The sequence below is a fragment of the Cupriavidus sp. FW305-26 genome, assembly GCF_058787975.1.
Map to the genome: position 1 here is coordinate 1 of NZ_JBYTAH010000019.1, position 24,279 is coordinate 24,279.

The 24,279-nt window shown below is 67.2% G+C and carries 18 protein-coding genes; 6 read left to right on the forward strand and 12 right to left on the reverse strand.

Features of this window, described 5'->3' with window-relative positions; genetic code table 11:
* Window positions 1-23: 23 nt before the first annotated feature.
* From urtE to urtA, 5 genes are all read right to left on the reverse strand, one after another.
* Window positions 24-713 (reverse strand): urea ABC transporter ATP-binding subunit UrtE, encoded by a 690-nt coding sequence (gene urtE / locus AC3WQZ_RS13035; protein WP_010814080.1) that lies wholly within the window; start codon window positions 711-713, stop codon window positions 24-26.
* 32 nt (window positions 714-745) lie between these two features.
* The gene (gene urtD / locus AC3WQZ_RS13040; RefSeq protein WP_492300684.1) at window positions 746-1,489 is read right to left on the reverse strand and encodes an urea ABC transporter ATP-binding protein UrtD; all 744 of its coding nucleotides are present in this window, start codon (window positions 1,487-1,489) and stop codon (window positions 746-748) included.
* A 17-nt stretch (window positions 1,490-1,506) separates the two neighbouring features.
* A complete protein-coding gene (urtC, locus tag AC3WQZ_RS13045) occupies window positions 1,507-2,643 on the reverse strand; it encodes an urea ABC transporter permease subunit UrtC (RefSeq protein ID WP_010814078.1) in 1,137 nt (378 codons plus the stop codon).
* A gap of 22 nt (window positions 2,644-2,665) precedes the next feature.
* Window positions 2,666-3,580 (reverse strand): urea ABC transporter permease subunit UrtB, encoded by a 915-nt coding sequence (gene urtB / locus AC3WQZ_RS13050; protein WP_010814077.1) that lies wholly within the window; start codon window positions 3,578-3,580, stop codon window positions 2,666-2,668.
* A 64-nt stretch (window positions 3,581-3,644) separates the two neighbouring features.
* Window positions 3,645-4,934 (reverse strand): urea ABC transporter substrate-binding protein, encoded by a 1,290-nt coding sequence (gene urtA / locus AC3WQZ_RS13055; protein WP_011616338.1) that lies wholly within the window; start codon window positions 4,932-4,934, stop codon window positions 3,645-3,647.
* 229 nt (window positions 4,935-5,163) lie between these two features.
* Between urtA and AC3WQZ_RS13060 the strand changes: the two genes are divergently transcribed.
* A complete protein-coding gene (locus AC3WQZ_RS13060; protein WP_492300686.1) occupies window positions 5,164-8,499 on the forward strand; it encodes a hybrid sensor histidine kinase/response regulator in 3,336 nt (1,111 codons plus the stop codon).
* The gene (locus tag AC3WQZ_RS13065) at window positions 8,483-9,376 is read left to right on the forward strand and encodes a response regulator transcription factor (protein ID WP_010814074.1); all 894 of its coding nucleotides are present in this window, start codon (window positions 8,483-8,485) and stop codon (window positions 9,374-9,376) included. The genes AC3WQZ_RS13060 and AC3WQZ_RS13065 overlap by 17 nt, the downstream gene beginning before the upstream one ends.
* A 63-nt stretch (window positions 9,377-9,439) precedes the next feature.
* Here the strand turns inward: AC3WQZ_RS13065 and AC3WQZ_RS13070 are convergent, their stop codons facing one another.
* Window positions 9,440-10,084 (reverse strand): OmpW/AlkL family protein, encoded by a 645-nt coding sequence (locus AC3WQZ_RS13070; protein WP_011616341.1) that lies wholly within the window; start codon window positions 10,082-10,084, stop codon window positions 9,440-9,442.
* Between the two features lie 345 nt (window positions 10,085-10,429).
* Window positions 10,430-12,127 carry a 2-isopropylmalate synthase gene (leuA, locus tag AC3WQZ_RS13075; protein WP_492300687.1) on the reverse strand — a complete coding sequence of 566 codons (1,698 nt, stop codon included), beginning with the start codon at window positions 12,125-12,127 and terminating at the stop codon, window positions 10,430-10,432.
* Between the two features lie 590 nt (window positions 12,128-12,717).
* Between leuA and AC3WQZ_RS13080 the strand changes: the two genes are divergently transcribed.
* A complete protein-coding gene (locus AC3WQZ_RS13080; protein WP_492300689.1) occupies window positions 12,718-14,067 on the forward strand; it encodes a hypothetical protein in 1,350 nt (449 codons plus the stop codon).
* A 389-nt stretch (window positions 14,068-14,456) separates the two neighbouring features.
* On the opposite strand, the gene AC3WQZ_RS13085 is transcribed toward AC3WQZ_RS13080, so the two are convergent.
* The 4 genes from AC3WQZ_RS13085 to AC3WQZ_RS13100 all read right to left on the reverse strand — a co-directional run bounded on the left by AC3WQZ_RS13085 (window position 14,457) and on the right by AC3WQZ_RS13100 (window position 18,353).
* Window positions 14,457-14,774 carry a DUF6587 family protein gene (locus AC3WQZ_RS13085; protein WP_010814070.1) on the reverse strand — a complete coding sequence of 106 codons (318 nt, stop codon included), beginning with the start codon at window positions 14,772-14,774 and terminating at the stop codon, window positions 14,457-14,459.
* Between the two features lie 14 nt (window positions 14,775-14,788).
* A complete protein-coding gene (feoB, locus tag AC3WQZ_RS13090; protein ID WP_492300691.1) occupies window positions 14,789-16,645 on the reverse strand; it encodes a ferrous iron transport protein B in 1,857 nt (618 codons plus the stop codon).
* Between the two features lie 15 nt (window positions 16,646-16,660).
* Window positions 16,661-16,975 carry a FeoA family protein gene (locus AC3WQZ_RS13095; protein ID WP_041687895.1) on the reverse strand — a complete coding sequence of 105 codons (315 nt, stop codon included), beginning with the start codon at window positions 16,973-16,975 and terminating at the stop codon, window positions 16,661-16,663.
* Between the two features lie 457 nt (window positions 16,976-17,432).
* The gene (locus AC3WQZ_RS13100; RefSeq protein ID WP_439669568.1) at window positions 17,433-18,353 is read right to left on the reverse strand and encodes a LysR family transcriptional regulator; all 921 of its coding nucleotides are present in this window, start codon (window positions 18,351-18,353) and stop codon (window positions 17,433-17,435) included.
* Window positions 18,354-18,473: 120 nt separating this feature from the next.
* Here AC3WQZ_RS13100 and AC3WQZ_RS13105 point away from each other — a divergent pair, with 120 nt between their 5' ends.
* The 3 genes from AC3WQZ_RS13105 (at window position 18,474) to AC3WQZ_RS13115 (ending at window position 22,469) form a co-directional block, all read left to right on the forward strand.
* A complete protein-coding gene (locus AC3WQZ_RS13105; RefSeq protein WP_492300693.1) occupies window positions 18,474-20,270 on the forward strand; it encodes an acyl-CoA dehydrogenase family protein in 1,797 nt (598 codons plus the stop codon).
* 82 nt (window positions 20,271-20,352) lie between these two features.
* Window positions 20,353-21,327 (forward strand): Bug family tripartite tricarboxylate transporter substrate binding protein, encoded by a 975-nt coding sequence (locus AC3WQZ_RS13110; RefSeq protein ID WP_010814065.1) that lies wholly within the window; start codon window positions 20,353-20,355, stop codon window positions 21,325-21,327.
* A 20-nt stretch (window positions 21,328-21,347) separates the two neighbouring features.
* Entirely contained in the window at window positions 21,348-22,469 is a 1,122-nt protein-coding gene (locus tag AC3WQZ_RS13115; protein WP_492300695.1) for a CaiB/BaiF CoA transferase family protein, read from the forward strand.
* 73 nt (window positions 22,470-22,542) lie between these two features.
* Here the strand turns inward: AC3WQZ_RS13115 and AC3WQZ_RS13120 are convergent, their stop codons facing one another.
* A complete protein-coding gene (locus AC3WQZ_RS13120; RefSeq protein WP_010814063.1) occupies window positions 22,543-24,243 on the reverse strand; it encodes a lactate permease LctP family transporter in 1,701 nt (566 codons plus the stop codon).
* Window positions 24,244-24,279: the final 36 nt, after the last annotated feature.

Genomic DNA, 24,279 nt, shown 5'->3' on the forward strand with positions numbered 1-24,279 from the left:
GGGATGGGGGAGTTGAAACCGGTTCAGACCGACAGCAGTTGCCGGATGTGGTCCACATCCGTGCTGTTGCGCTGCGTCTCGTGTACGAAGCGGCCGCCTTCGATGACCAGCAGCCGGTCTGCCACGTCCAGCGCAAAGCTCAGCACCTGCTCGGAAAACACGATCGTGATGTCGCGCGTGCGGCGGATCTCGTCCAGCGCGCGGGCGATGTCCTTGATGATCGACGGCTGGATGCCTTCGGTGGGCTCGTCGAGCAGCAGCACCTTGGGATCGGCCACCAGCGCCCGCGCGATCGCCAGCTGCTGCTGCTGGCCGCCGGACAGGTTGCCGCCCTTGCGCCGGCGCATGTCGAACAGCACCGGGAACATCGCGAAGATCTCCTCGGGGATGCGCCGGCGCTTTCCCTGCGCCATGCCGGTGAGGATGTTTTCCTCGACGCTCAGGTGCGAGAAGATCATGCGCCCCTGCGGCACATAGCCCAGGCCCGCGCGCACGCGGCGATAGCTCTCGTCGCGGGCGACATCCCTGCCATCGATGTAGACCTGGCCCGAGCGCACCGGCAGCATGCCGATCATCGCCTTGAACAGCGTGGTCTTGCCCATGCCGTTGCGGCCCATGATGGCCACCGTTTCGCCCTGCGCGGCGGCAAACGAAACGCCGTGCAGTGCCTCGCTCTGGCCATAGTTCACGACCACGTTGTCGACTGTGAGCATGTGAGATTCTCCGTCGGTAGCAGGTGGCCGCGTCAATGGCCCAGGTAGACGTCGATCACGCGCGGGTCGTTCTGCACCTGGGTCATCGAACCCTCGGCCAGGATCTTTCCCTGGTGCATCACGGTGACCTTGTCGGCGATCTGCTTGACGAAGTCCATGTCGTGCTCGATGACGATCACGGCGCGGCCCTTGCTGACGCGTGTGAGCAGTTCGGCGGTCTGTTCGCGCTCGCGCACGCTCATGCCGGCAATCGGCTCGTCAAGCATCAGCAACCTGGGCTCTTGCATCAGCAGCATGCCGATCTCCAGCCACTGCTTCTGGCCATGCGACAGTTGCGCGGCCTCGTGCTCCAGCGCATCGGCCAGGCCAATCTCCGCGGCCACCTCGGCCACGCGCTGGCGGACCTCGACGGTGGCGCGAAAAGCCAGGGCGCCCAGCACGCCGCGTCCGCGCGGGAACGATACCGCCAGGTTCTGGAACACACTCAGGTTCTCGTAGATCGATGGCGTCTGGAACTTGCGGCCTACACCGGCGCGTACGATCTGGTACTCGGGCAGGCCCGTCAGCTCGCGGTTGGCAAACTTGATGCTGCCGCCGCTGGCGCGGGTCTTGCCGCACACCAGGTCCAGCAGCGTGGTCTTGCCGGCACCGTTCGGGCCGATGATCACGCGCAGCTCGTTGCGGTCGACATAGAGCGTGAGGTTGTCGATGGCCTTGAAGCCATCGAACGAGACCGTCAGATCTTCCACTGCCAGCATGAAGTCGGTATTGCTCATGGTGTCTGCCTCGCGGGTCAGGCCGTCGTGGCCGGGATGCGCTCGGCCGGCGCGGGCGGATCGTCGGCACGCCGGCGCGCCAGGTACTTGCGGTAGAGGCCGGCCAGCCCGTCAGGGAAGGCCACCACCACGCCGATGAACAGCGCCGCCATCAGGAACAGCCAGAGATCCGGGAAACTCTCGGAGAAATAGGTCTTGCCGGCATTGACCAGCAAGGTGCCCCAGACCGCGCCCACCAGGCTCATGCGCCCGCCCACGGCCGCGAAGATCACCATTTCGATCGACGGCACGATGCCGACGAACGATGGCGACATGAAGCCGACCTGCAGCGTGAACATGGCGCCGCCGATGGCGGAAAGCGCGGCGGCCAGGCAGAACACGAACACCTTGAACATCGCCACGTCGTAGCCGGAGAAGCGCACGCGATCCTCTTTGTCGCGCATGGCCAGCAGCAGCACGCCAAGCTTGCTGCGCTGGATCCAGCGGCACAGGGCGACGGCGCCGAACAGCAGAGCCACGTTGACGAAGTAGAGATTGAGCCTGGCGCTGTCCGTGCGGATGTCCCAGCCGAGCATCGTCTTGAGGTCGGTAATGCCATTGACGCCGCCGGTATAGCCTTGCTGGCCGATGATCAGCACCGACAGGATCAGCGCCACCGCCTGGGTGATGATCGCGAAGTAGACCCCGCTGACGCGACGCCGGAACATGGCGAAGCTGACTACGAAGGCCAGCAGCACCGGGATCGCGACCACGCCGGCCATCGCGAACGGCAGGTGCCGGAACGGCTCCCACCACCACGGCAGCGCGCTCAGCTGGTTCCAGTCCATGAAGTCGGGAATGCCCGGCGTGGACTGGATCGCCGTGCTCCTGGGGTCGGATGCTTCGAGCTTCAGGAACATGGCCATGGCGTAGCCGCCGAGGCCGAAGAACACGCCTTGCCCGAGGCTCAGCACGCCGCCGTAGCCCCACAGCATGACCAGGCCCACGGCCACGAAGGCGTAGCTGAGATACTTGCCGACCAGGTTCAGGCGGAACACGTCCAGCGCCAGCGGCATGGCCACCAGCAGCACCAGCGCAAGCAGTGCGTAGCCGGCCCATTCGCCGCCGGCGCGCAGCCGCTGCAGCAGGGGCAGGATGGATTTCGAAGGGCACATGGTCGGGCTCCTTGGCAATGGTTCAGCGACGCACCGCCGGGGCGAACAGGCCTTGCGGGCGGATCATCAGGATCGTTACGATCAGCAGCAGCGTCAGCACGCGTGCCATTGACCCCGTCATGAAGAATTCCGTGATCGACTGCGTCTGCGCGATGCCGAAGGCCGACGCCACCGTGCCGGCGAGGCTGGCTGCGCCGCCGAACGTGACCACGAGGAAGGCGTCGACGAGGTAGAGCGAGCCGCTGGTCGGTCCCGTGGAGCCGATCGTCGTGAAGGCCGCGCCAGCCACGCCGGCGATGCCGCAGCCGATGGCAAACGTCAGCCGGTCGGTGCGGCGCGTGTTGATGCCGGCGGCGTTGGCCATGGCCCGGTTGGCGGTGGTGGCGCGCACGCGCAGCCCCCAGCGCGAGCGGTACAGCGCCAGCCAGACCAGCCCGGCCACGCACAGCGTCAGCGCCATCACGAACAGGCCGTTGATCGGGATATCGAGGCCGGGGGCAGGCGCCCACGAACCCATCAGCCAGTCGGGCAGCGTCGGGCTGACTTCCTTGGGGCCGAAGGTCGAACGGAATGCCTGCTGCATGCCGAGCGACAGCCCCCAGGTGGCCAGCAGCGTATCCAGCGGCCGCTTGTAGAGGTGCCGGATCAGCGCCCATTCGGCCAGCCAGCCGGCACTGAAGGCAATGGCAAACGCGGCGCAAATGGCCACGGGGAAGTAATGGGGCATCCACGCCGGCGCCAGGCGCTCGACCGTGGTGGATGCCAGGAAGATCGTGTAGGCGCCGATGGCCATGAACTCGCCATGGGCCATGTTGATGACACCCATCTGGCCGAAGATGATGGCCAGGCCCAGCGCCATCAGCAGCAGCACCGAGAACAGGCTCAGCCCGGCAAAGCCCTGCATCAGGGCAATGTTCAGCATGTCGGACAGATTCATGGAAGACGGCTCCGGCGGTCATCGGATCAGGAAGGCGCCTGCCGGCGCCGGTACGGCAAAGCGCTTACTGGTAGCCCTTCGGGAACGGGTTGGGCGGAATCAGCTGCGGAGATTCGGCCACCACCTTGAACTGGCCGTCAAGCTGCGCCAGGCCCACCCGCGTCCTGCTCCACAGGTGATGGTTGGTGTCGACCTTGACGTAGCCTTCCGGCGCGGTTTTCAGCTCGATGCCGGGCGACGCCGCCACGACCTTGTCGATATCGAAGCTGCCGGCCTTCTCGACGGCGGCCTTCCACAGCCACGGGCCCAGGTACGCGGCCTGGGTGACGTCGCCGATCACGGCCTTGCCGCCGTATCTGGCCTTGAAGGCATCGACGAACTGCTTGTTGTTGGCGTTGTTCAGCGACTGGAAGTACTTCATGGCGGCATAGAAGCCGGCGATGTTCTCGCCGCCGATGCCGAGCACTTCGTCCTCCGTGACCGAGATGGTCAGCAGGAACTGCTTGTCGGCGGTGATGCCGGCAGCCTTCAACTGCTTGTAGAAGGCCACGTTGGAGCCGCCCACCACGATCGCGTAGATGCAGTCCGGCCTGGCCACCTTGATCTTGTTGATCAGCGAGTTGAAGTTGGTATGCCCCAGCGGGTAGTATTCCTCGCCCACCACCTTCAGCTTCAGGAAGTTCTCGATATGCTTGCGCGCGATCTTGTTCGACGTGCGCGGCCAGATGTAATCGGAGCCGATCAGGAAGAAGCTTTTGGCGTTCTTCTGCTTCGCGGCCCAGTCCAGCCCCCAGATGATCTGCTGCGTGGCCTCCTGGCCCGTGTAGATCACGTTCTTGGATTGCTCAAGCCCCTCGTAGAACGTGGGGTAGTAGAGCAGGCCGTTCTCTTTCTCGAAGACCGGCAGCACCGCCTTGCGCGAGGCTGAAGTCCAGCAGCCGAACACGGCCGCGACGCGGTCATTGACGAGGAGCTTGCGCGATTTCTCGGCAAAGGTCGGCCAGTCGGAGGCGCCGTCCTCCTTGATCACCCGGACCTTGCGGCCCAGGATGCCGCCCGCCGCGTTGATCTGGTCGATGGCAAGTTGTTCGGCCTGGATCGAGCCGGTTTCCGAAATTGCCATGGTGCCCGTGGCCGAGTGCAGCTGGCCGACGGTGACTTCGGTATCGGTCACGGCCAGCCTGGTGGTATTGACCGTGGCGGTGGGCAGGCTGGCGCCATGGGCCTGCGCCGCCATGCCGGCCAGCGGCAGCGCGGGCAGGGCGGCCAGTCCCTGCATCAGGCGACGGCGCGGCAGCGAGACCGCGCCGCCGTCGGGTGTGGAAGGGGAACCGCTACTGTCTTTGTCACGCATGATCGACGCTCCTTGGAGGCGAGGTGAGATTGGCTGATCCGTCTTGGTCAAAGCACTCCTGCGGGCCGATCATGCTGCGTCGCCACACTGGCGGCCATACGTCATTCAACGTACGCGGGGGAGAGTGTGGCGGCGGCCTTCGCAACCGGCAATGGCATGTCGCCTCACGGCATGGCTCTTGCATCAGCGCGGCATCACTCCCTGCCAGGTGCCCCCGGCCCTTCCAACCATGTCGAGCGCCAGCCAGCCAGTCCAGCGCATCAGCAAGATCCGGCGCGACTACAACCGCTGGGTGGCCGACGAGACCCTTGAGGACTACGCCCTGCGCTTTGCACCAAAGTCGTTCCGAAAATGGAGCGCCTTCCGCGTGGCCAATACCGCTTTTGGTGCAGTTGCTTTCCTCGCGCTAGAGGCCATCGGCGCCGCCATCACGCTGAGCTACGGCTTTACCAACGCGATGTGGGCCATCGGCGCGGCAAGCCTGGTGATTTTCCTGACCGGCCTGCCGATTTCCTACTACGCGGCCCGCCACGGACTCGACATAGACTTGCTGGCGCGCGGTGCCGGCTTCGGCTACCTGGGTTCGACGATCACTTCGCTGATCTATGCGAGCTTTACCTTCATCTTCTTCGCGCTCGAGGCCGCCATCATGGCGCAGGCCTTCGAGCTGCTGTTCGGCCTGCCACGGCCTGTCGGCTACCTGTTGTCGGCCATTGTCGTCATCCCGCTGGTCACCCATGGCGTGACGCTGCTGTCGCGCATCCAGCTGTGGACGCAGCCGGTGTGGCTGGCACTGCTGGTGCTGCCCTACGCACTGATCCTCTGGCGCGAGCCGCACCGCTATGCGGAATTCCTGTCCCTGAACGGCCGGCTGGCCGATGGCGATGGCTTCTCGTGGCAGGCATTCGGGGCCGCGGCCACCGTGGCGGCTGCGCTGATCGCCCAGATCGGCGAGCAGGTGGACTTCCTGCGCTTCATGCCGCCGCTGACGCAGCGCAACCGCGTGCGCTGGTGGAGCGCGCTGATCGCGGCCGGCCCGGGCTGGATCGTGCCGGGAGCAGCGAAGATGGCAGGGGGTGCGTTCCTCGCCTTTGTGGTGCTGCAGTCGGAACTGCCGATTGCCCATGCGCTGGAGCCCACTCAGATGTACCTGGCTGGCTTTGCACACGGACTCGGCGGGAGCTGGCCGGGATGGGTCGCGGTGGTGCTGACGGGACTGTTTGTCCTCATCTCGCAGACCAAGATCAATATCACCAATGCCTATGCGGGCTCGCTGGCGTGGTCGAACGTGTTCGCGCGGCTCACGCACAGTCACCCGGGCCGTGTGGTGTGGCTGGCGTTCAATGTGCTGATCGCCGTAATGCTGATGGTGATGGGCGTGTTCGAGGCCATGGAGCAGGTACTGGCGCTTTATGCCCACCTGGCCGTTGCGTGGGTCGGCGCGATCTGTGGCGACCTCGTCATCAGCAAGCCGCTCGGGCTTTCTCCCAAGGACATCGAGTTCCGGCGCGCCTACCTGTTCGATATCAATCCGGCCGGCTTCGGCGCGATGATGCTGGCCTCGGCCTTGTCGATGCTGGTCCACCTGGGGGTGTTTGGCGACAGGCTGCGACCGGCGTCGGTTGGTGTGGGACTTCTGCTGGCGATCGTGTTGCCACCGTTGATCGCCATCGCCACGCACAGCCGCTATTTCGTTGCGCGCACGCCGGTCGATTTTGGCCGGCGCCACGCCGTGATCCGTTGCGCGATCTGCCGCAATCCGTTCGAGAAGGAGGACGTGGCAGCCTGCCCGGCCTATCGCGGCCCGATCTGCTCGCTCTGCTGCACGCTCGACGCGCGCTGCGGCGACCGGTGTAAACCGGGCGCCAGCGCACAGGAACAGATCGCCACTGCGCTCACGCGCGTGCTGCCGGCCGGCACGCCACCAGTCATGGCCCGCCGGATCGGCAAGTTCGGCCTGATGCTGGCGGGGATGGTGTTTGCCTTCGGCACCTTGCTGTGGCTGCTCTATACGCAGGAGCAACTGTCCGGCCCGGTGGTGCTGGCTGCCGCGCCCCGTGCCAGCCTGTTCCTGAAGATCGGAGCCGGCCTGGTGCTGTTAGCTGCCGTGGCCGCGTGGTGGCTGGTGCTGGCCAATGAGAGCCGGGCGGTGGCGCAGGAAGAGTCGGAGCGCCAGAACCAGTTGCTGCAGAAGGAAATCGACGCCCACCGCCGTACCGATGCGCTGCTGCAAAGCGCCAAGGAAGTCGCCGAGCAGGCCAACCTGGCCAAGAGCCGCTTCATCACCGGCATGAGCCATGAGATGCGCGCGGGCCTCAATTCGATCCTTGGCTACTCGCAGTTGCTGCTGCGCACGCCGGCGCTGCCCGCCGCATGCCGCGAGGACGTGCGGACCATCGGCCGCGCCGGCGAGCACCTGTCGAGCCTTGTCGACGGCCTGCTGGAGCTGTCGCGCATCGAGGCGGGCAAGCTGCGGCTGGAACAGGATGCGGTGGCGCTGGAAGACCTGCTGGACGAACTCGTCCGCATGTTCCGGCCACTGGCAGCGGCGCGCGGGCTGGCGTTCCACTATCGCGTGACCGGCAAGCTGCCGGCGCACGTGCATGGCGACGCCAAGCGCTTGCGCCAGATCATCATCAACCTTGTCACCAATGCCATCAAATTTACGGACCACGGCGACGTGTCGCTGACCGTGCGCCACCAGCGCGAACTGGCAATGATCACGGTCAGCGATACGGGTCCTGGCATTGCCGCGGAAGACCAGGCGCGCATCTTCGATCCGTTTGAACGCGCCACGCCGCATGACGATCGCGAAGGCATCGGCCTGGGCCTGGCCATTGTGCGCCTGCTGGCAGACCTGATGGGTGGAGACATCCGCGTGCGCAGCGCACCGGGCCAAGGCAGCGAGTTCTCCGTGCGGCTCTATCTCCCGACCGTGGCCGCGGCGGTGACGTGCCCGCAGCGGGCGCCCGCGCCGCCAATGCCGGCGGGAGCGCGCGTGCTGATCGTCGACGACCGCAGGGCCCATCGGGCGGTGCTGCGCGGCTTCCTGGCGCCGCACGGGCTGGCCGTGCATGAGGCGGGGGATGGCGCCGGCGTGCTCCCGGCGCTGTGCCAGTGGCGTCCGCACCTGGTGCTGCTCGACCTGAACCTGCCCGATGCATCGGGTTGGGACCTGTGCCGCCAGATCCGCGCCGAAGCCAATGCGCCGCAAGTGGTGATCGTCTCCGCCAACGCGCACGAAAACACGGAAGAAGCGCGCGCGCTGCACGGCTATCTGGGATTCGTCAGCAAGCCGGTGCGTGAGCGCGAACTGGTCGAGATGGTCCGACGCGCGCTGACGCAGCCGCAGCCTGCGCTCACCCCGGCGCCGGACCTGTTGCGTGAGCTGCTGCAACTGGGCGCCACCGGCCGGCTGCGCGCGCTGGAGGCCCAGCTTTCAGAACTGGCGGAAGGCGGCGGCGCCGTGGCCACGTGGGCACTGCAGATGCTGGCGCTCGCGCGGACCGATGGCACTGCCCTGACCGCATCACTTGGCGAGGCGCTCCATGCATCCCGAACCTGACACCTTTCGCCCGTTGCCGACGATCGAGACCCGCGTACTGGTGGTCGACGACGATGCCGACGCGTGCGGCTTCCTGACGCGCGCGCTGGGTGGCGAAGCCATGCTGGTCCACACCGCCGCGAACGGCAACGCGGCACTGGATGCGCTGACGTCCTTCGCGCCGGATGCGGTGCTGCTGGACGTGGACATGCCGGGCATGGACGGCTTTGCCGCCTGCACGGCGCTGCTGGACCGCCACGCGGACCTGCCGGTGATCTTCATGACCGGACTTGGCGATACCGGTCATATCGTGCGCGGTTTCGAAGTCGGCGCATGCGACTACGTGACCAAACCGGTGGCGATTGCCGAGGTGGTGGCGCGCGTGCGGTCTCATGCGGGCAAGGCACGGCTGGCGCGCAGCGCACGGGAGGCCGTATTCGGCAGCACGGTGCCGATGCTCGCGGCCGGCATCGACGGCCGGCTCCTGTGGATAAACGGCAGCGCGTCAGCCTTGCTGCAGGCCCAGGGATGGCCGGTAGCGATTGCCGGCGCGGTACTGCCTCCCGCGCTGCGCGACGCGGTGTTCCGCCTCTGCAGCGAAGCGGAAACTGGCGCTGATAGTCTTCACCTGCGCCGGTTGACAGGCGAGGCGGGCGACGTGGTCGTGGTGGAACTGTCGTGCAGCGGTCTGGCCCCGGCCGGCCCGGCCCTGACACTGCGCGAGGCCGAGGTGATGGCCTGGGTGGCGCGCGGCAAGACCAATCGCGATATCGCCGACATCCTCGGCATGAGCCCGCGCACGGTGAACAAGCACCTGGAACACATCTACGAGAAGCTCGGCGTGGAAACGCGAACGGCGGCAGTCGCCGCCACCCGGCGCAACTTGAGGACGGCGTGACGTGCCGTGCGCCAATGCAAGAAGGGCCGGCGTTGCCGGCCCTTCTTGCCAGTCGGATCCCGATCAGAAGCGGTAACCCACCCCCATGCTGAACAGCCACGGATCCAGGTTCACCTTGGATACCTTGACATCCCCCGCCTTCACATCGCTCGACAGCCAGATCTTCTTGATGTCGGCGTTGAGAAACCAGTTTTTGGTCAGCTTGTAGTCCATGCCGATCTGCAGCGCGGGACCGACGCTCCAGCTATCGAGCTGCAGCGAGTTGTTGGCGATGTCCGCGCCCCAGATGCGGGTGAAGTTCAGGCCCGCGCCGATATACGGGCGGAAGGTGCCGTTGGGGATGAAGTGGTACTGCACCAGCAGCGTCGGCGGCAGATGCTTGAAGGTGCCGACCTTGTTGCCGTCCAGGTAGACGTCCTGCTTCTGCGGCACTGTCAGCACCAGTTCGGCGGCGATGTTCGGCGTGAAGAAGTAGGTGACGTCGAACTCGGGAATCCACTTGTTGTTGACCGTGATGCGGTCCGACGGGCCGACGCCGCCGACGGGGTCGGAGCTGTTGGCCATGTCGAGATAGGTGCCGCGCAGGCGCACCATCCAGTTGCCCTGGGCATCGTCCGCGGCGGCGGCAGGGGTGGCGAAGGCGCCGAGCATGGCGCAGGCGGCGATGGCGGAACAGGTGACCCGGGTGCGGAGAGAGAGTGTTTTCATGAGGTTCTGCTTGGTCTGGTATCAAATCCGGACCCAGTTTGGCCGAGCAGGCCGGGTTGGGCTTTGACCCAAGACAAGTAGAAGGGAACGTGGGCTGGCTGCGTCGCGCAGGCGCTACAGCGAGGAAGGCGCCGTGGTGTGCCAGCTGCGCCGACGCTTCTAAACACATGCGGAATTATTCGTGGCGCGGTGCGATGCTGCCCCTTACGCTGTGCGAAAGATCCGAGCACGCATGCAGCGTGTGCGGATCGGCACCGAGCATGTCGTGGGCGTCCGCAAGGGCGTCTTTCCGGGTGTGCCCCGTGGGGGCGGGGCACACCGGTTTTCTTGCGGCGGCTTGCGGTGTCAGGCGTCGGCGGCCTCGGCGGACTGCGGGGCCTGCGCCGCGCCAAAGCCGGCCTGCAGGTGCCGGTTCACGCCCGAGATCACCGCGCGCAGCGATGCCGTGACCAGGTTGGCGTCGATGCCGGCGCCGAACCCCGTCGGCGAATCGCCCACGCGCACTTCCACGTAGCAGGCCGCGCGTGCATCCGCGCCGGCGCTCATCGCATGCTCGTGGTAATCCATCACGCGTACCGGCAAGTCCAGCGCATTGACGAAGGCATCGATGGGCCCGTTGCCGGTGCCGCGCACGCTGCACGGCTTGCCGTCGCGCACCATCTGCACTTCGATCTCCGTGGCGCCGCCGCTGTCAGACACCAGCTGGTGCGATACATAGTGCAGCGGTGTCTGCTGCGCGAGGTACTCGCGCTGGAACAAACCATGAAGATCATCGGCACTCGCCTCGAGCCCGGTGTCGTCGGTCATGGCCTGCACCGCGCGGCTGAATTCGATCTGCAGGCGGCGCGGCATGTAGATGCCATGCACCTGCTCCAGCAGGTAGGCCATGCCGCCCTTGCCGGACTGGCTGTTGACGCGGATCACCGCGTCATAGCTGCGGCCCAGGTCGGCCGGGTCGATCGGCAGGTAGGGCACTTCCCAGATGCCGTCCGGCTGCTGCTGTGCAAAGCCCTTGCGGATCGCATCCTGGTGCGAGCCCGAGAACGCGGTGAATACCAGGTCGCCCACATACGGGTGGCGCGGATGCACCGGCAGCTGGTTGCAGTGCTCAACGCACTGGCGCACCGCGTCGATATCGGAGAAGTCCAGCCCGGGTGCCACGCCCTGCGTATAGAGGTTGAGCGCCAGCGTCACCAGGTCGACATTGCCGGTGCGCTCGCCGTTGCCGAACAGGCAGCCTTCGACGCGGTCCGCGCCCGCCATCAGCGCCAGCTCCGCGGCGGCCACCGCGGTGCCGCGGTCGTTGTGCGGGTGCACTGACAGCGCGATGTGTTCGCGCCGTGCCAGGCGGCGGTGCATCCATTCGACCTGGTCGGCGAACACGTTGGGCGTGCTGCATTCGACCGTGGTCGGCAGGTTCAGGATCATGGGCCGGTCCGGGCCGGCCTGCCAGGCGGCAGAGACGGCGTCGCTGACTTCCAGCGAGAAGTCGAGCTCGGCCAGGCTGAAAGTCTCGGGCGAATATTCATAGGCCCATGCCGTGCCAGGCATGGCATCGGTCAGCGACCTGATCAGGCGCGTGCCCGAGACCGCGACCTCCTTGATCTCTTCCCGCGAGGCATTGAAGACGATGCGCCGCCAGGCTGGCGCGATCGGGTTGTACAGGTGCACCGTGGCCCGCGCTGCGCCGCGCACGGACTCGACGGTGCGGCGGATCAGGTCTTCGCGCGATTGCGTCAGCACCACGATGTTGACGTCTTCGGGGATGCGCTGCTCCTCGATCAGCATGCGCACGAAGTCGAAATCGGTCTGCGAGGCGGCGGGGAACGCCACTTCGATTTCCTTCAGGCCGATTTTCACCAGCTGCTCGAAGAAGCGCAGCTTGCGCGCCGGGTTCATCGGCTCGATCAGGGCCTGGTTGCCGTCGCGCAGGTCGGTGCTCATCCAGCGCGGTGCGCGCGTGATGGTGCGGGCGGGCCAGGTGCGGTCAGGGATGTCGACGGTGGCGGCGGGGTGGTACTTGGTGGCGGGATTGCTGAGCATACGGGGTCTCCTTCCTCGCTAAGGGAAGTAAAGGAAAAACGGAAGAAACGGTGGCGAAAGGCTGCCGAACTGCCACGGGGCACTAGGCCCGGCAACCGGTCGATAGGCTTAGCAGTAGCGAGGAAGCGCGCAGGGCGCGGCCCGATGCCAGGGCAGCCAGCACGCGCGCGCGGGCAGCGATGCGGGACGCATCGGCAGCCTGGCTGAGTGTGCTGGTGTAACGGTTCATCGTGCCTGGAGGAGGAGGGCCGGGGCCGCTCGTGGTTGGTGCGCATCCGGCAGGAGCCGGATGACTGGCAAAGGTTAGTCGACAAGGCCGGCCCCGGTCAAGCGTGGGGGAGCGCCGGGTGCGAACGTGGCCCGATCGGGGGACTGCCATGCGCGGGTTGCGCCAAACGGCTGGGGCCAGGTTGCGGCCGGGACCCTGCCGGTCATGTTTGCCTCGCCCGAATGGCGGTGCCGCTGCGCTGAAAGGATGAATCACGCGCATGCTCTGTGCGCTGCGCCTCAGTCCTCTGGCCGGTATTGCGCTGGCACCTTTGTGCCTAGGCTGGTAGCGCGGGAAAAAACACATGACTGGGGGGAACATCATGAGACTGAGAACGTGGGCATCCTGGCTGGCGGGCGCTGCCATGACCATGCTGCTGGCAGCGTGCGGTGGCGGCGGTGGTTCGAGCACGCCCGCCACGCCAAACGCAGGCGGTTCCACGCCGCTGACCTATACGGTGAAGATGAGCGTGACCTCGGGCGAGGTCGGCGTCGGCCGCACGATCACCATCAGCGCGCTGGCAGTGGACAGCAACGGCATCGACGTCTCCGGCAACACCACCTTCAACTGGACCAGTACCGACAGCGGCATTGCCACCGTGGAGCCGAGTGCCACCACGCCGGGCAGCGCCGTGGTCAAGGGCATTGCAACCGGGACGACCACCGTCCAGGTGGTGGCGAGCGTCAAGGGCGCCGACAACACCACGGTGCAGCTGCCCGCGCAATCCGCCACCATCACCGTGGTGCCGGCCTCGGCGCTGAGCTACAGCCTGTCGATCCCGAACAGCAGCCTGTCGATGAGCGACGGGCAGACGCTGCCGGTCAAGGTATCGCTGGTCGACAGCAACGGCGCCGATGTATCCGCCAGCGTCAACAGCTGGGCATGGTCCAGCAGCGGCTCCGCGGTCCAGGTCACTGCCAGCCAGAACAGCGCCACGCTGAAGGCGAGCAACAGCTCACCCACTGCCGTGGCCACGGCCAGTGTCTCGGTATCGGTGACCTCACCGGACGGGCATGCCATTGCCGGGCTGATCGCGGTGACAGTGCAGAAGAACGGCGCCGCCGCCTATCGCGTGGTGACAACCAAGGGCGGCCGCGAGGTGAATGCGCTGCAGGTCTTCAGCAACCGTCCGGAAACCTTCACCTCGCGTGTGCTGCGCCACGATGGCCAGGACGTGACCGCGGAGTTCGACGGCGCCTGGACCTACACGGCGACCTCGGCCACGCTGTCCGCATCGGACGCGGCGGGTACGCATGACGCCACGGTCAGCACCAGCCTGGCCAACGACAAGGGTCCGGTCCAGAGCAGCCTGACGGTGACGGCTGTCAGCACCAGGCTCGGCGAACGCCGCAGCGCCACGCTGACGGTGACCGAGAACCCGGTCTGGGCGCTGGTTGGCGACAACCAGGATCCGATGACGCTGCTGCTGATGCCGCCGATGAGTATCCCGGTGACCGCGCGCATGAAGCACCTTGGCGACGATGCGCAGTACACCGCGTGCATCAACTGGGCGTGGACCAGCACCGGCCCGGTGGAGTTGTCGCCTGGCGTTGCGGATCATCAGAAGAACGTCACTGGCACAGCGCAGGGCGACTTCACTCTTACCGTGACCTGTAATGCCGTCGCCGACAATACGCCGCTGAAGCTGGTCTTCTACGGTACGGTCAAGTAAGCAGCAGGTTCCCGCGCCTGGCGAAACGCCCTCCATCCGGAGGGCGTTTCGCTTTGTGGGCAAACAAGCGGCCGTAGGGAGGGATGCCGGCAAAGCGTACCCGTTTCTGCGTGACCGGCGCCAAGCGTTTCAGGTGCTGCCGGGGCAGGCCAGCATAGGCGTCGGGACAAGGCTGAGCCTGCCTTTGCGGGACGTCCCCTATATGCGCACCAGGCAAGCCAGTGCGCAAAGCGTACCCGTTTCTGCGTGCGAAAGTGCCAGCCCTTCCAGGCACGTTTTATCGCCGCTGGACAGCTTGCAGGCGAGCGCAAAGCGCTGCCTCCGCGCCGGGCGGAAGCAGCGGGCGTACCCGTTTCTGCGTAGATCTGTGGAGGAGGAAATCGCGCCGTTCAGCGCTTGGGCACGAAGCGAATCACCTGTTCGGCAGGCTTGTCCTGCGTGCCGGAGGTGGTGCCGGCGGTGTTGGATCCGCAGGTATTGCAGCCGCCGTCGTCGCAGCCGCTGGCGCAGCCCGCTGCGGCTTTCGGGGCCAGCCAGCGCACCAGCCGGGCACGCCAGCCGGTGGCGGCGCCGCCGCCCAGGCGCGCGGCCAGCGCCGCCTTGACGCGCTCGCGCGTGCGCGGCGCGTAGCGCGCGATCACCGACACCGCGCATGCCAGCACGATCAGCGGGACCAGCAGCGTTTCGATGGCGTGGTAGAGGGTCATGGCGGCGCGGTGCCTCAGCTGAACATCAGCGCGACGCGGTAGGTCACGAAGGCCGCCAGGTAGGCCAGCCCGGTCAGGTAGGCCGCCGACAGCGCCATCACCTTCCACGAGTCGGTCTCGCGCCGGATCACTGCCAGCGTGGAGATGCACTGCGGTGCGAACACGTACCAGGCCAGCAGCGACAGCGCGGTGGCCAGCGACCATTGCGCGGCGATCATCGGCGCCAGCTGCGTGGCCACGGTCTCTTCGCTGCCCGACAGCGCATAGACGGTAGCCAGCGCGCCCACGGCCACTTCGCGCGCGGCCAGGCCCGGCACCAGCGCAATGCAGATCTGCCAGTTGAAGCCCACCGGTGCGAACACCTTCTGCAGCGCATGGCCGATCATGCCGGCAAAGCTGTAGTCGATGGCCGGCGCGGTCGCGCCCACGGGCGCGGACGGGAAGGTCGACAGGAACCACAGCAGCACCGTCAGCGCCAGGATCACCTTGCCCACCCGCGACAGGAAGATGCGGGCACGCTCCCACAGGCCGATGGCCACATCGCGCGGATTGGGGATGCGGTACGACGGCAGCTCCATCAGCAGCGGATGGTCGGTGCGGTCGCGGCGGAAGAACTTGAGCGCGTAGGCCACCACCAGCGCGCTGACGATGCCGGCCACGTACAGCGCGAACAGCACCAGCCCCTGCAGGTTGAACAGGCCCATCACGGTGCGCTCGGGGATGAAGGCGCCGATCAGCAGCGCATACACCGGCAGCCGTGCCGAGCAGGTCATCAGCGGCGCCACCAGGATGGTGGTGAGCCGGTCGCGCGGGTCCTGGATGGTGCGCGTGGCCATGATGCCGGGGATGGCGCAGGCAAAGCTGGACAGCAACGGGATAAACGAGCGCCCCGACAGCCCCGCGCCCATCATCAGGCGGTCCAGCAGGAAGGCCGCGCGCGGCAGGTAGCCGGATTCCTCCAGCGTCAGGATGAACAGAAACAGGATCAGGATCTGCGGCAGGAACACCACCACGCTGCCCAGGCCTGCGACCAGGCCGTCGACCAGCAGGCTCTTGAGCATGCCGTCGGGCAGGTAGGCGCCCAGCATCTCGCCGGCCCAGTGCACACCGCCCTCGATGCCGTCCATCAACGGCTCGGCCCACGAGAACACCGCCTGGAACATCAGGAACAGCAGCAGCGCCAGCAGCAGCAGGCCGATCACCGGATGCAGCACGATGCGGTCGAGGCGGTCATCCAGCGCGGCGGTGCGCGCCGGCATGCTGACCGCGGCCGCCAGCAGGCGGTTGACCTCGGCATGCACGTCAATGTCGTTGGCGGGTTCCGGCGTGACCGGCGGGGCCGGCGGCAGGGTGTCGTCAAGCAGGCTGACCAGTGTCGCGGCGCCGTCGCGCTTCACCGCCACGGTGCTGACCACCGGCACGCCCAGCGCGGCCGACAGCTTGTCGCGATCGATCTGGATGCCGCGCCGCGCGGCGGCGTCGCTCATATTGAGCACGACCACCATGGGCAGGCCCAGGCGGCGCAGTTCCAGCACGAAGCGCAGGTGCAGGCGCAGGTTGGTCGCATCGACCACCGACACCAGCAGGTCCGGGCGCTGCTCGCCGGCACGCCTGCCCAGGCAGACATCGCGCGTGATGGCTTCATCGAGGCTGGCCGCGTGCAGGCTGTAGGCGCCCGGCAGGTCCAGGATGCGCACCTGGCGCCCGGCCGGCGACACGAAGTAGCCTTCCTTGCGCTCGACGGTCACGCCCGCATAGTTGGCCACCTTCTGGCGGCTGCCGGTCAGGCGGTTGAACAGTGCGGTCTTGCCGCAATTGGGATTGCCGACCAGCGCAATGCGCAGGGCGGAAGTGGAAGGAGCTGCAGACATAATCCGGGGGAAGGCTCAGGCAGTCCGTTTTGCGGACGGTTTGGCGGTCTGGTCGCCGCCCTGCGTGGCGGGGGCGATGCTGGTGACCGAGGCGCTGGCGACCGCTACGCCGATGCGTGCCGCTTCCGAGCGGCGCAGCGCAAAGCGGGTGAAGCCTACCTGTGCCACCAGCGGGTCCATGCCGAAGGGGCCGTAGGCGATGATCTGTACGGCTTCACCGGGGACGAAGCCCAGTTCGCGCAGGCGGCGCGCGACCGGGTCTCCCGGGGTGGCGTCGTCCACCGATTGCACAACGGCGGGCGTGCGCCGTGGAAGTTCAGACAACCGCATCATGCTTCCAGTCCGTGGCGCGGTCTGCCGCCAAGCGGTCAGCGCGACCACGCCGGGGTGTGTAAATGAAAATCGTTTTCATTGTATCGTAATTGAGGCATGGCGTTGCCCCTCAAAGGGCGGGCACGCCGGCCTGCTGCCGCCGTCATTGCGCCGCAGGAGGCAAATGATAACCGTTCGAGTTGTGGGTGGCTGGGGGGAGCGGGCGGCCTTGGCAACGTTTCCCGGGCCTGGCGTCACGCGCAACCGGTGCCGCAGGGCGCTGGTAGAAGTGTAGAAGGCTGCGCATGAATTCAGCCTGATGCAGCACAGTTCGGCTTTGCGAAGCCGAATGCAACCAGCCTCATGCAGCGCCAATCAATTACTGCATTTGCGTTATTGGATGCCGTAAGCGGGCAGGGTTAAGCTTCAAGCACGCTGAACACCCCGTTCCACGCGTACTTCACAAGCCATCGGTCTATGGACCGGTGGCTTTTTCTTTGGGGCTGCCGTGGGCGGCGGCTGTCATCTCCCGCACCATGCCGACGAAATGGTCGCGCGCCGGATGGTCCGGCGCCGTCTTCCACGCGCAGTAGACCTCCGAGCGTACCGACGAGTCGGCCAGTGGCCGGAACGCGGCCCCGGCCATGCCGGAGCGCGCCAGCGCCGCCGGCACCACCGCCACGCCCATTCCCTGCGACACCAGCGACACCACCGACAGCCAGTGCCGGACTTCATGCCGGATCTGCGGGTAGAAGCCCTGCGCCGCGCACATGTCGAAGATGCGGCTGTAGTAGTCCGGCGAGGCCTTGCGCGAGAACAGCACGAACGGCTTGCCGCGCAATGCCGCCAGCGGCAACTCCGGCAGCGCGGCCAGCGCATGGTCGGCCGGCAGGCAGCAGACAAAGGGCTCGCTGTGCACCAGCGTAGCCTGCAGCGTGTCTGGCACGCGGCCGGTGTGGATAAAGGCGACGTCGAGCTCGTCGTGCAGCAGCGCGTCGATCTGCTCCTGCGAGTTGAGCTCGGTCAGCGCCACCTGGATGCCGGGATAGGCCGCCTGGAACGCGCGCAGCGTTTGTGGCAAGCCGCGATACAGCATCGAGCCGACAAAGCCCACCCGCAGCCGCCCGATCGCGCCCGCCTCGATCTCGCGTGCCAGCACCCGCGCCGCCTCGGCCTGCGCCAGCAGCGCCGTGGCCGATTCGCGGAAGGCCCGCCCGGCCGCGGTCAGCCGCACGCCGCGGCTGTCGCGGTCGAACAGCCGCGCCCCGACCGAGGCCTCCAGCTGCTGGATATTGAGCGACAGCGGCGGCTGGGAAATGGCAAGCCGGCGCGCGGCACGCCCGAAGTGCAGTTCCTCGGCCAGCACGAGGAAGTAACGCAGGTGGCGGAATTCCATGGCGATACAGAATTCATATTGATCAAGCCAATTTTAGAATTAGACGCGAATCCTTGGGGTTTCAATAATGGAGGTCAAAGGGGCCGCAAGCCGGCACCGTCCAATCCCAGGAGACCCGCCATGCCATCCAGCGCCGTGCGCGACACCACACTTCAAGCCCCTTGCGCCGCACCGGCCGCTGCCCACCCGGTACCGGACCGCCAGGGCGGCAGCCTGTTTGCCGCCGACCCCGACCTGCGCGCGCTGCTGCCGCTCTACCTGCCGCCCGACCTGTTCAACCACCTGCTGCCGCACCTGGAGCGCATGGGTGCGCTGGCCGGCGGCGTGCTCGACGAACTGGCCGGCGTGGCCGACCGCCATCCCCCCGAACTCACCTACCGTACCCGCGCGGGCGTGGATGCGCAGCGCATCGACAAGCATCCGGCCTATGTGGAGATGGAGCGCGTGGCCTTTGCCGAATTCGGCCTGGCGGCGGCGTCGCACCGCGGCGGGGTGCTGGGCTGGGACAAGCCCATGCCGCCAGCGGCTAAGTATGCACTCACATATCTGTTTGTGCAGGCCGAGTTCGGCCTGTGCTGCCCGCTCTCGATGACCGATTCGCTGACGCGCACGCTGCGCAAGTTCGGCGACCCGGCGCTGGTCGGGCGCTACCTGCCCAACCTGACCACCCAGGTGTTCGATGATCTGCACCAGGGCGCGATGTTCATGACCGAGCAGGGCGCCGGCTCCGACGTCGCCGCCACTGCCACCCGCGCGGTGCGCGACGCTTCGGCCGAGGGCGGCTGGCGCCTGCTGGGCGACAAGTGGTTCTGCTCCAACCCCGATGCCGCGCTGGCGATGGTGCTGGCGCGCGTGGAGGATGAGGCCGGCAACGCCGTGCCGGGCCACAAGGGCGTGTCGCTGTTCCTGCTGCCGCGCAAGCTGGCCGATGGCAGCGACAACCACTACCGTATCATCCGCCTGAAGGACAAGCTGGGCACGCGCTCGATGGCCAGCGGCGAGATCCGGCTGGAAGGCGCGCATGCCTGGCTGGTCGGCGAACCCGGCCGCGGCTTCGTGCAGATGGCCGACATGATCAACAACTCGCGCCTGTCCAACGGCGTGCGCGCCGCCGGCCTGATGCGCCGCGCGCTGACCGAGGGCCTGTTCATCGCACGCGAGCGCCAGGCGTTCGGCAAGCGCCTGCAGGACATGCCGCTGATGCGCCGCCAGTTGCTCAAGCTGACCCTGCCCACCGAGCAGGCGCGCACCATGGTGTTCCAGACCGCCGAAGCGCTGCGCCGCGCAGATGCCGGCGAGGCCGACGCCTACCCGCTGATGCGCATCCTGACGCCGCTGATCAAGTTCCGCGCCTGCCGCGATGCGCGCAAGGTCACCGGCGACGCCATGGAGATCCGCGGCGGCTGCGGCTATATCGAGGAATGGAGTGATCCGCGCCTGGTGCGCGACGCCCACCTTGGCTCGATCTGGGAGGGCACCAGCAATATCGTTGCGCTCGACGTGCTGCGGGCGGTCCGCCGCGAAGGCGCGCTGCCGGTGCTGCAGGCACACCTGGCTGGCCTGCTGGCCGATACGCCGATGCATGCGGCGGCGCGTGCCGTGTTCGAACGCGCCATCGCCGCCGCTGCGAATCTGGCCGCGCAAGCCGCCGATGCCGGCGCCGACGGCGAACTGCTGGCGCGCCAGGCGGCCTCGGCGCTGTACCACGTCACCAGCGCGGTGGCGATGGCCTGGGAGGCCGGGCGCATCGGCTCGGTGCGCCGCATGCGGCTGGCGCAGCTGGTGCTGCGCCATCGCGTGCTGCCGCAGGACCCGCTGGCCGCGCAGGCCGAGCCCGAATGGCTGGCCGAGACCGTCGCGCCGGTTGACGGCACCGTGCGTGCCGCCGGCGCGGTCGACCAGGTCAACGTGTTCTGACCGGATCCACGTCCGGCACCAATCCCCCGCAAAACCATCCTGCCCCGAGGCGGGAGACGTCCTATACCCAGGAGACAACGCCATGAAACTCTGGCACCGCGTAGCGGCCATCGCCGCCTGCTCGCTCTTTATCGCCCCCGCCTTCGCGCAGAAGGACTTTCCGTCCAAGCCGATCATGATGGTCGTCACCTACCCGCCGGGCGGCCCCACCGATGCCATGGCGCGCACGCTTGCCGCTGCGCTCAAGACCAGCCTTGGCCAGCCGGTGGTGGTGGAAAACCGCGCCGGCGCCGGCGGCAACATCGGTGCCGAGGTGGTGGCGCGCGCCGAGCCCGACGGCTACACGCTGATGTTCGGCACCTCGGCGCCGCTGGCGATCAACGTCAGCCTGTACCGCAAGATCAACTACGACCCGGTCAAGAGCTTCGCGCCGGTGATCCAGATCGGCCAGCTGCCCAATGTACTGGTGGTCAATCCGTCCGTGCCGGCGAAGAACGTCGCGGAGTTGATCGCCTATGGCAAGGCGCACCCGGGCAAGCTGACCTATGCCTCGTCCGGCAACGGCGCCTCGTCGCACCTGGCGGGGGTGCTGTTCAACAACGTCACCGGCACCGATTTCCAGCACATCCCGTACAAGGGCACCGGTCCCGCGCTGAACGACCTGCTGGGCGGGCAGGTCAGCATGACCTTCACCGATGTGCTGACCGCGATGCCCTTCATCAAGAGCGGCAAGGTGCGCGCACTGGGCGTCACCACCAAGGCGCGCTCGCAGGCGCTGCCGGATGTGCCGACCGTGGCCGAGCAGGGCGTGCCAGGTTTCGATGTATCGGTGTTCTTCGGCGTGGTCGCGCCCGCCGGCACGCCGCCCGAAGTGATCGGCAAGCTCAACCGTGCCTTTGCCGATGCGCTCAAGCAGCCCGAGGTGCGCAAGACCCTGCAGGCGCAGGGCCTGGAGTTCGCGCCGTCGACCACGCCCGAGCAGCTTGGCGGCTTCGTCAAGGCCGAGGTCGGCAAGTGGCGCGCCGTGGTGCAGAAGTCCGGCGCCCAGCTTGACTGAACCGCACAGGAAAACCAGCCATGACCCAAACCAGCCCCGGCGCGCTCGCCGGCATCCGCGTGGTCGACCTGTCGCGCATCCTGGGCGGCCCGTACTGCGGCCAGATCCTGGGCGACCACGGCGCCGACGTGCTCAAGATCGAACCGCCGCAGGGCGACGACACCCGCACCTGGGGGCCGCCGTTCAAGGACGGCGTGGCCTCTTACTACTTCGGCCTGAACCGCAACAAGCGCGTGATGCGGCTGGACCTGACCGCCGAGGCGGATCGTGAAGTCCTGCTTGCGCTGCTGGCCGAGGCCGACGTGCTGGTCGAGAACTTCAAGACCGGCACCATGGAGAAGTGGGGGCTGGGCTACGACACGCTGTCCGCGCGCTTCCCGCGGCTGGTCCATTGCCGCGTGTCCGGCTTCGGCGCGGATGGCCCGCTGGGCGGCCTGCCCGGCTACGACGCCGCCATCCAGGCCATGTCCGGCATCATGAGCATCAACGGCGAGGCCGATGGCGATCCGCTGCGCGTGGGTTTGCCGGTGGTGGACATGGTGACCGGCCTGAACGCCGTGATCGGCGTGCTGCTGGCACTGCAGGAGCGCGCGCGCAGCGGGCGCGGCCAGTTCGTCGAGGCCGCGCTCTATGACTCCGGCCTGTCGCTGCTGCATCCGCATGCGGCCAACTGGTTCATGAGCGGCAAGACGCCGCAGCGCACCGGCAATGCGCATCCCAACATCTACCCGTACGACACGGTGGCGACCGCCACCGACCCGATCTTCCTGGCGGTGGGCAACGACCGGCAGTTCCGCATCCTGTGCGAGCACCTGCGGCTGCCTGCACTGGCCGATGACGAGCGCTATGCCACGGCGGGCGCGCGCTCGGTGAACCGCGTGGCGCTGAAGGCGGAACTGGAAGCCAGGCTGTGCGAGTTCAATGGCAAGGTGCTGGCCGACGAGCTGGTGGCCGCGGGCGTGCCCTGCGCGCCGGTGCTGTCCGTGGCCGACGCCTTGCAGCATCCGCATACGCAGCACCGCGAGATGGTGGTGGAGATGGAGGGTGGCTACAAAGGGCTGGGTGCGCCGGTCAAGCTGAGCCGGACGCCGGCGACGTACCGGTATGCGCCGCTCACCGAAGGGGACGAGTTCCTGGATTAGACGCGACGTTGCCGCGCGGCAAACGAAAAGGCGGCCATATGGCCGCCTTTCTTCATTGATTCCGGCTAGCTCATCACCCCGGGATCATCCCCGGCAACAGGTAAGCCTGCACCACCGTCATGATGCCGATGATCACGGCAAACAGCAGGCTGTGCTTGACCGTGAAGCGGAACAGCTCCGACTCCTTGCCCACCAGCCCGGTCGCCGCGCAGGCCACGGCGATCGATTGCGGCGAGATCATCTTGGCCGTGACGCCGCCGGTGGTGTTGGCGGCGACCAGCAGCGTGTCCGACACGCCGATCTGATGCGCCGTGGTGTTCTGCAGCGCGCAGAACAGCGCATTGGACGAAGTGTCCGAACCGGTCAGGAACACCCCCAGCCAGCCCAGGAACGGCGAGAAGAACGGGAAGGCCGCGCCGGTGCCGGCCAGCAGCAGCGCCAGTGTCGACGACATGCCGGAGTAGTTGGCGACAAAGGCGAATGCCAGCACCAGGCCGATCGACAGCACCGGGCGCGCCAGTTCCACCAGGGTCTCGGCAAAGGTGGCCAGCAGCGTGCGCGGCTTCATGCGCAGCAGCACCGCCGAGATCAGAGCGGTCAGCAGGATGGCGGTGCCGACGGCGGAGAGCAGGTCGAGCTTCAGCACCGCGTCATAGGCCTTGGGCGTGGCCACGATCGGCGCGGCCTTGATCACCATCTGGTCCAGCCCGGGGATCTTGAACTTCAGCACCGTTCCCGCCAGCGCGCCATTGGCCGCGAACAGCGCCTTGAACGGCTGCAGGCTCCACACCGTGACGATGGCGGTCAGGATGCCGAACGGCGCCCACGCGCGCAGCGTCTGCGCCAGGGTGTAGGGCGAAGCCTTGCGGCTGGACATCGCACCGCCGAAGCCGCCGCCGAAGCCAGCCAGCGCGACGGTGCCGCCGCTGACATTGCCGCCGGCACGCTGCGACGCGCTGCGCGGCTGCCATACCTTCAGGAACGCGGCCAGCGACACCAGGCTGACCAGTGCCGAAGTGATGTCCGGCAGTTCGGGCCCGATATGGTTGGAGGTGAAGTACTGCGTCACGGCAAAGCTGCCGCCGCACACCAGCGCCGCCGGCCACGTCTCGCGCACGCCCTTGGCGCCGTCCATCATGAACACCAGCCAGAACGGCACCAGCAGTGACAGCAGCGGCAGCTGGCGGCCGGCCATGGCGCCGATATGGAAGGGATCGATGCCCGTGACCTGACCGGCCACGATGATGGGGATGCCCATCGCGCCGAACGCCACCGGCGCGGTATTGGCGATCAGGCACAGGCCCGCCGCATACAGCGGGTTGAAGCCCAGGCCCACCAGCAGCGCCGCGGTGATCGCCACCGGCGCGCCGAAGCCCGCCGCGCCTTCCAGAAAGGCGCCGAAGGCAAAGCCGATCAGCAGCATCTGCAGGCGCTGGTCGTCGGTAATCGACAGCACCGAGGCGCGGATCACGTCGAACTGGCCGGTCTTGACCACGATCTTGTAGAGGAACACCGCGGTCACGATGATCCATGCAATCGGCCACAGCCCATAGGCAAAGCCGAAGCCGGCCGAGGCCAGCGCCTGCTGCGCAGGCATGCCGTAGGCGAAGATCGCCACGGCCAGCGCCAATAGCAGCGTCACGGCCGCGGCGACATGGCCCTTCATGCGCCAGACGGCCAGCGCAATGAAGAAGAACAGTATGGGAATGGCTGCCGCCAGCGACGACAGCCACAGGCTGCCCAGCGGTGTATAGAGTTGGGTCCAGGGTTGCACGGTTTAGTCTCCTGCTTCGGTGGTGTTTCGGGAAAT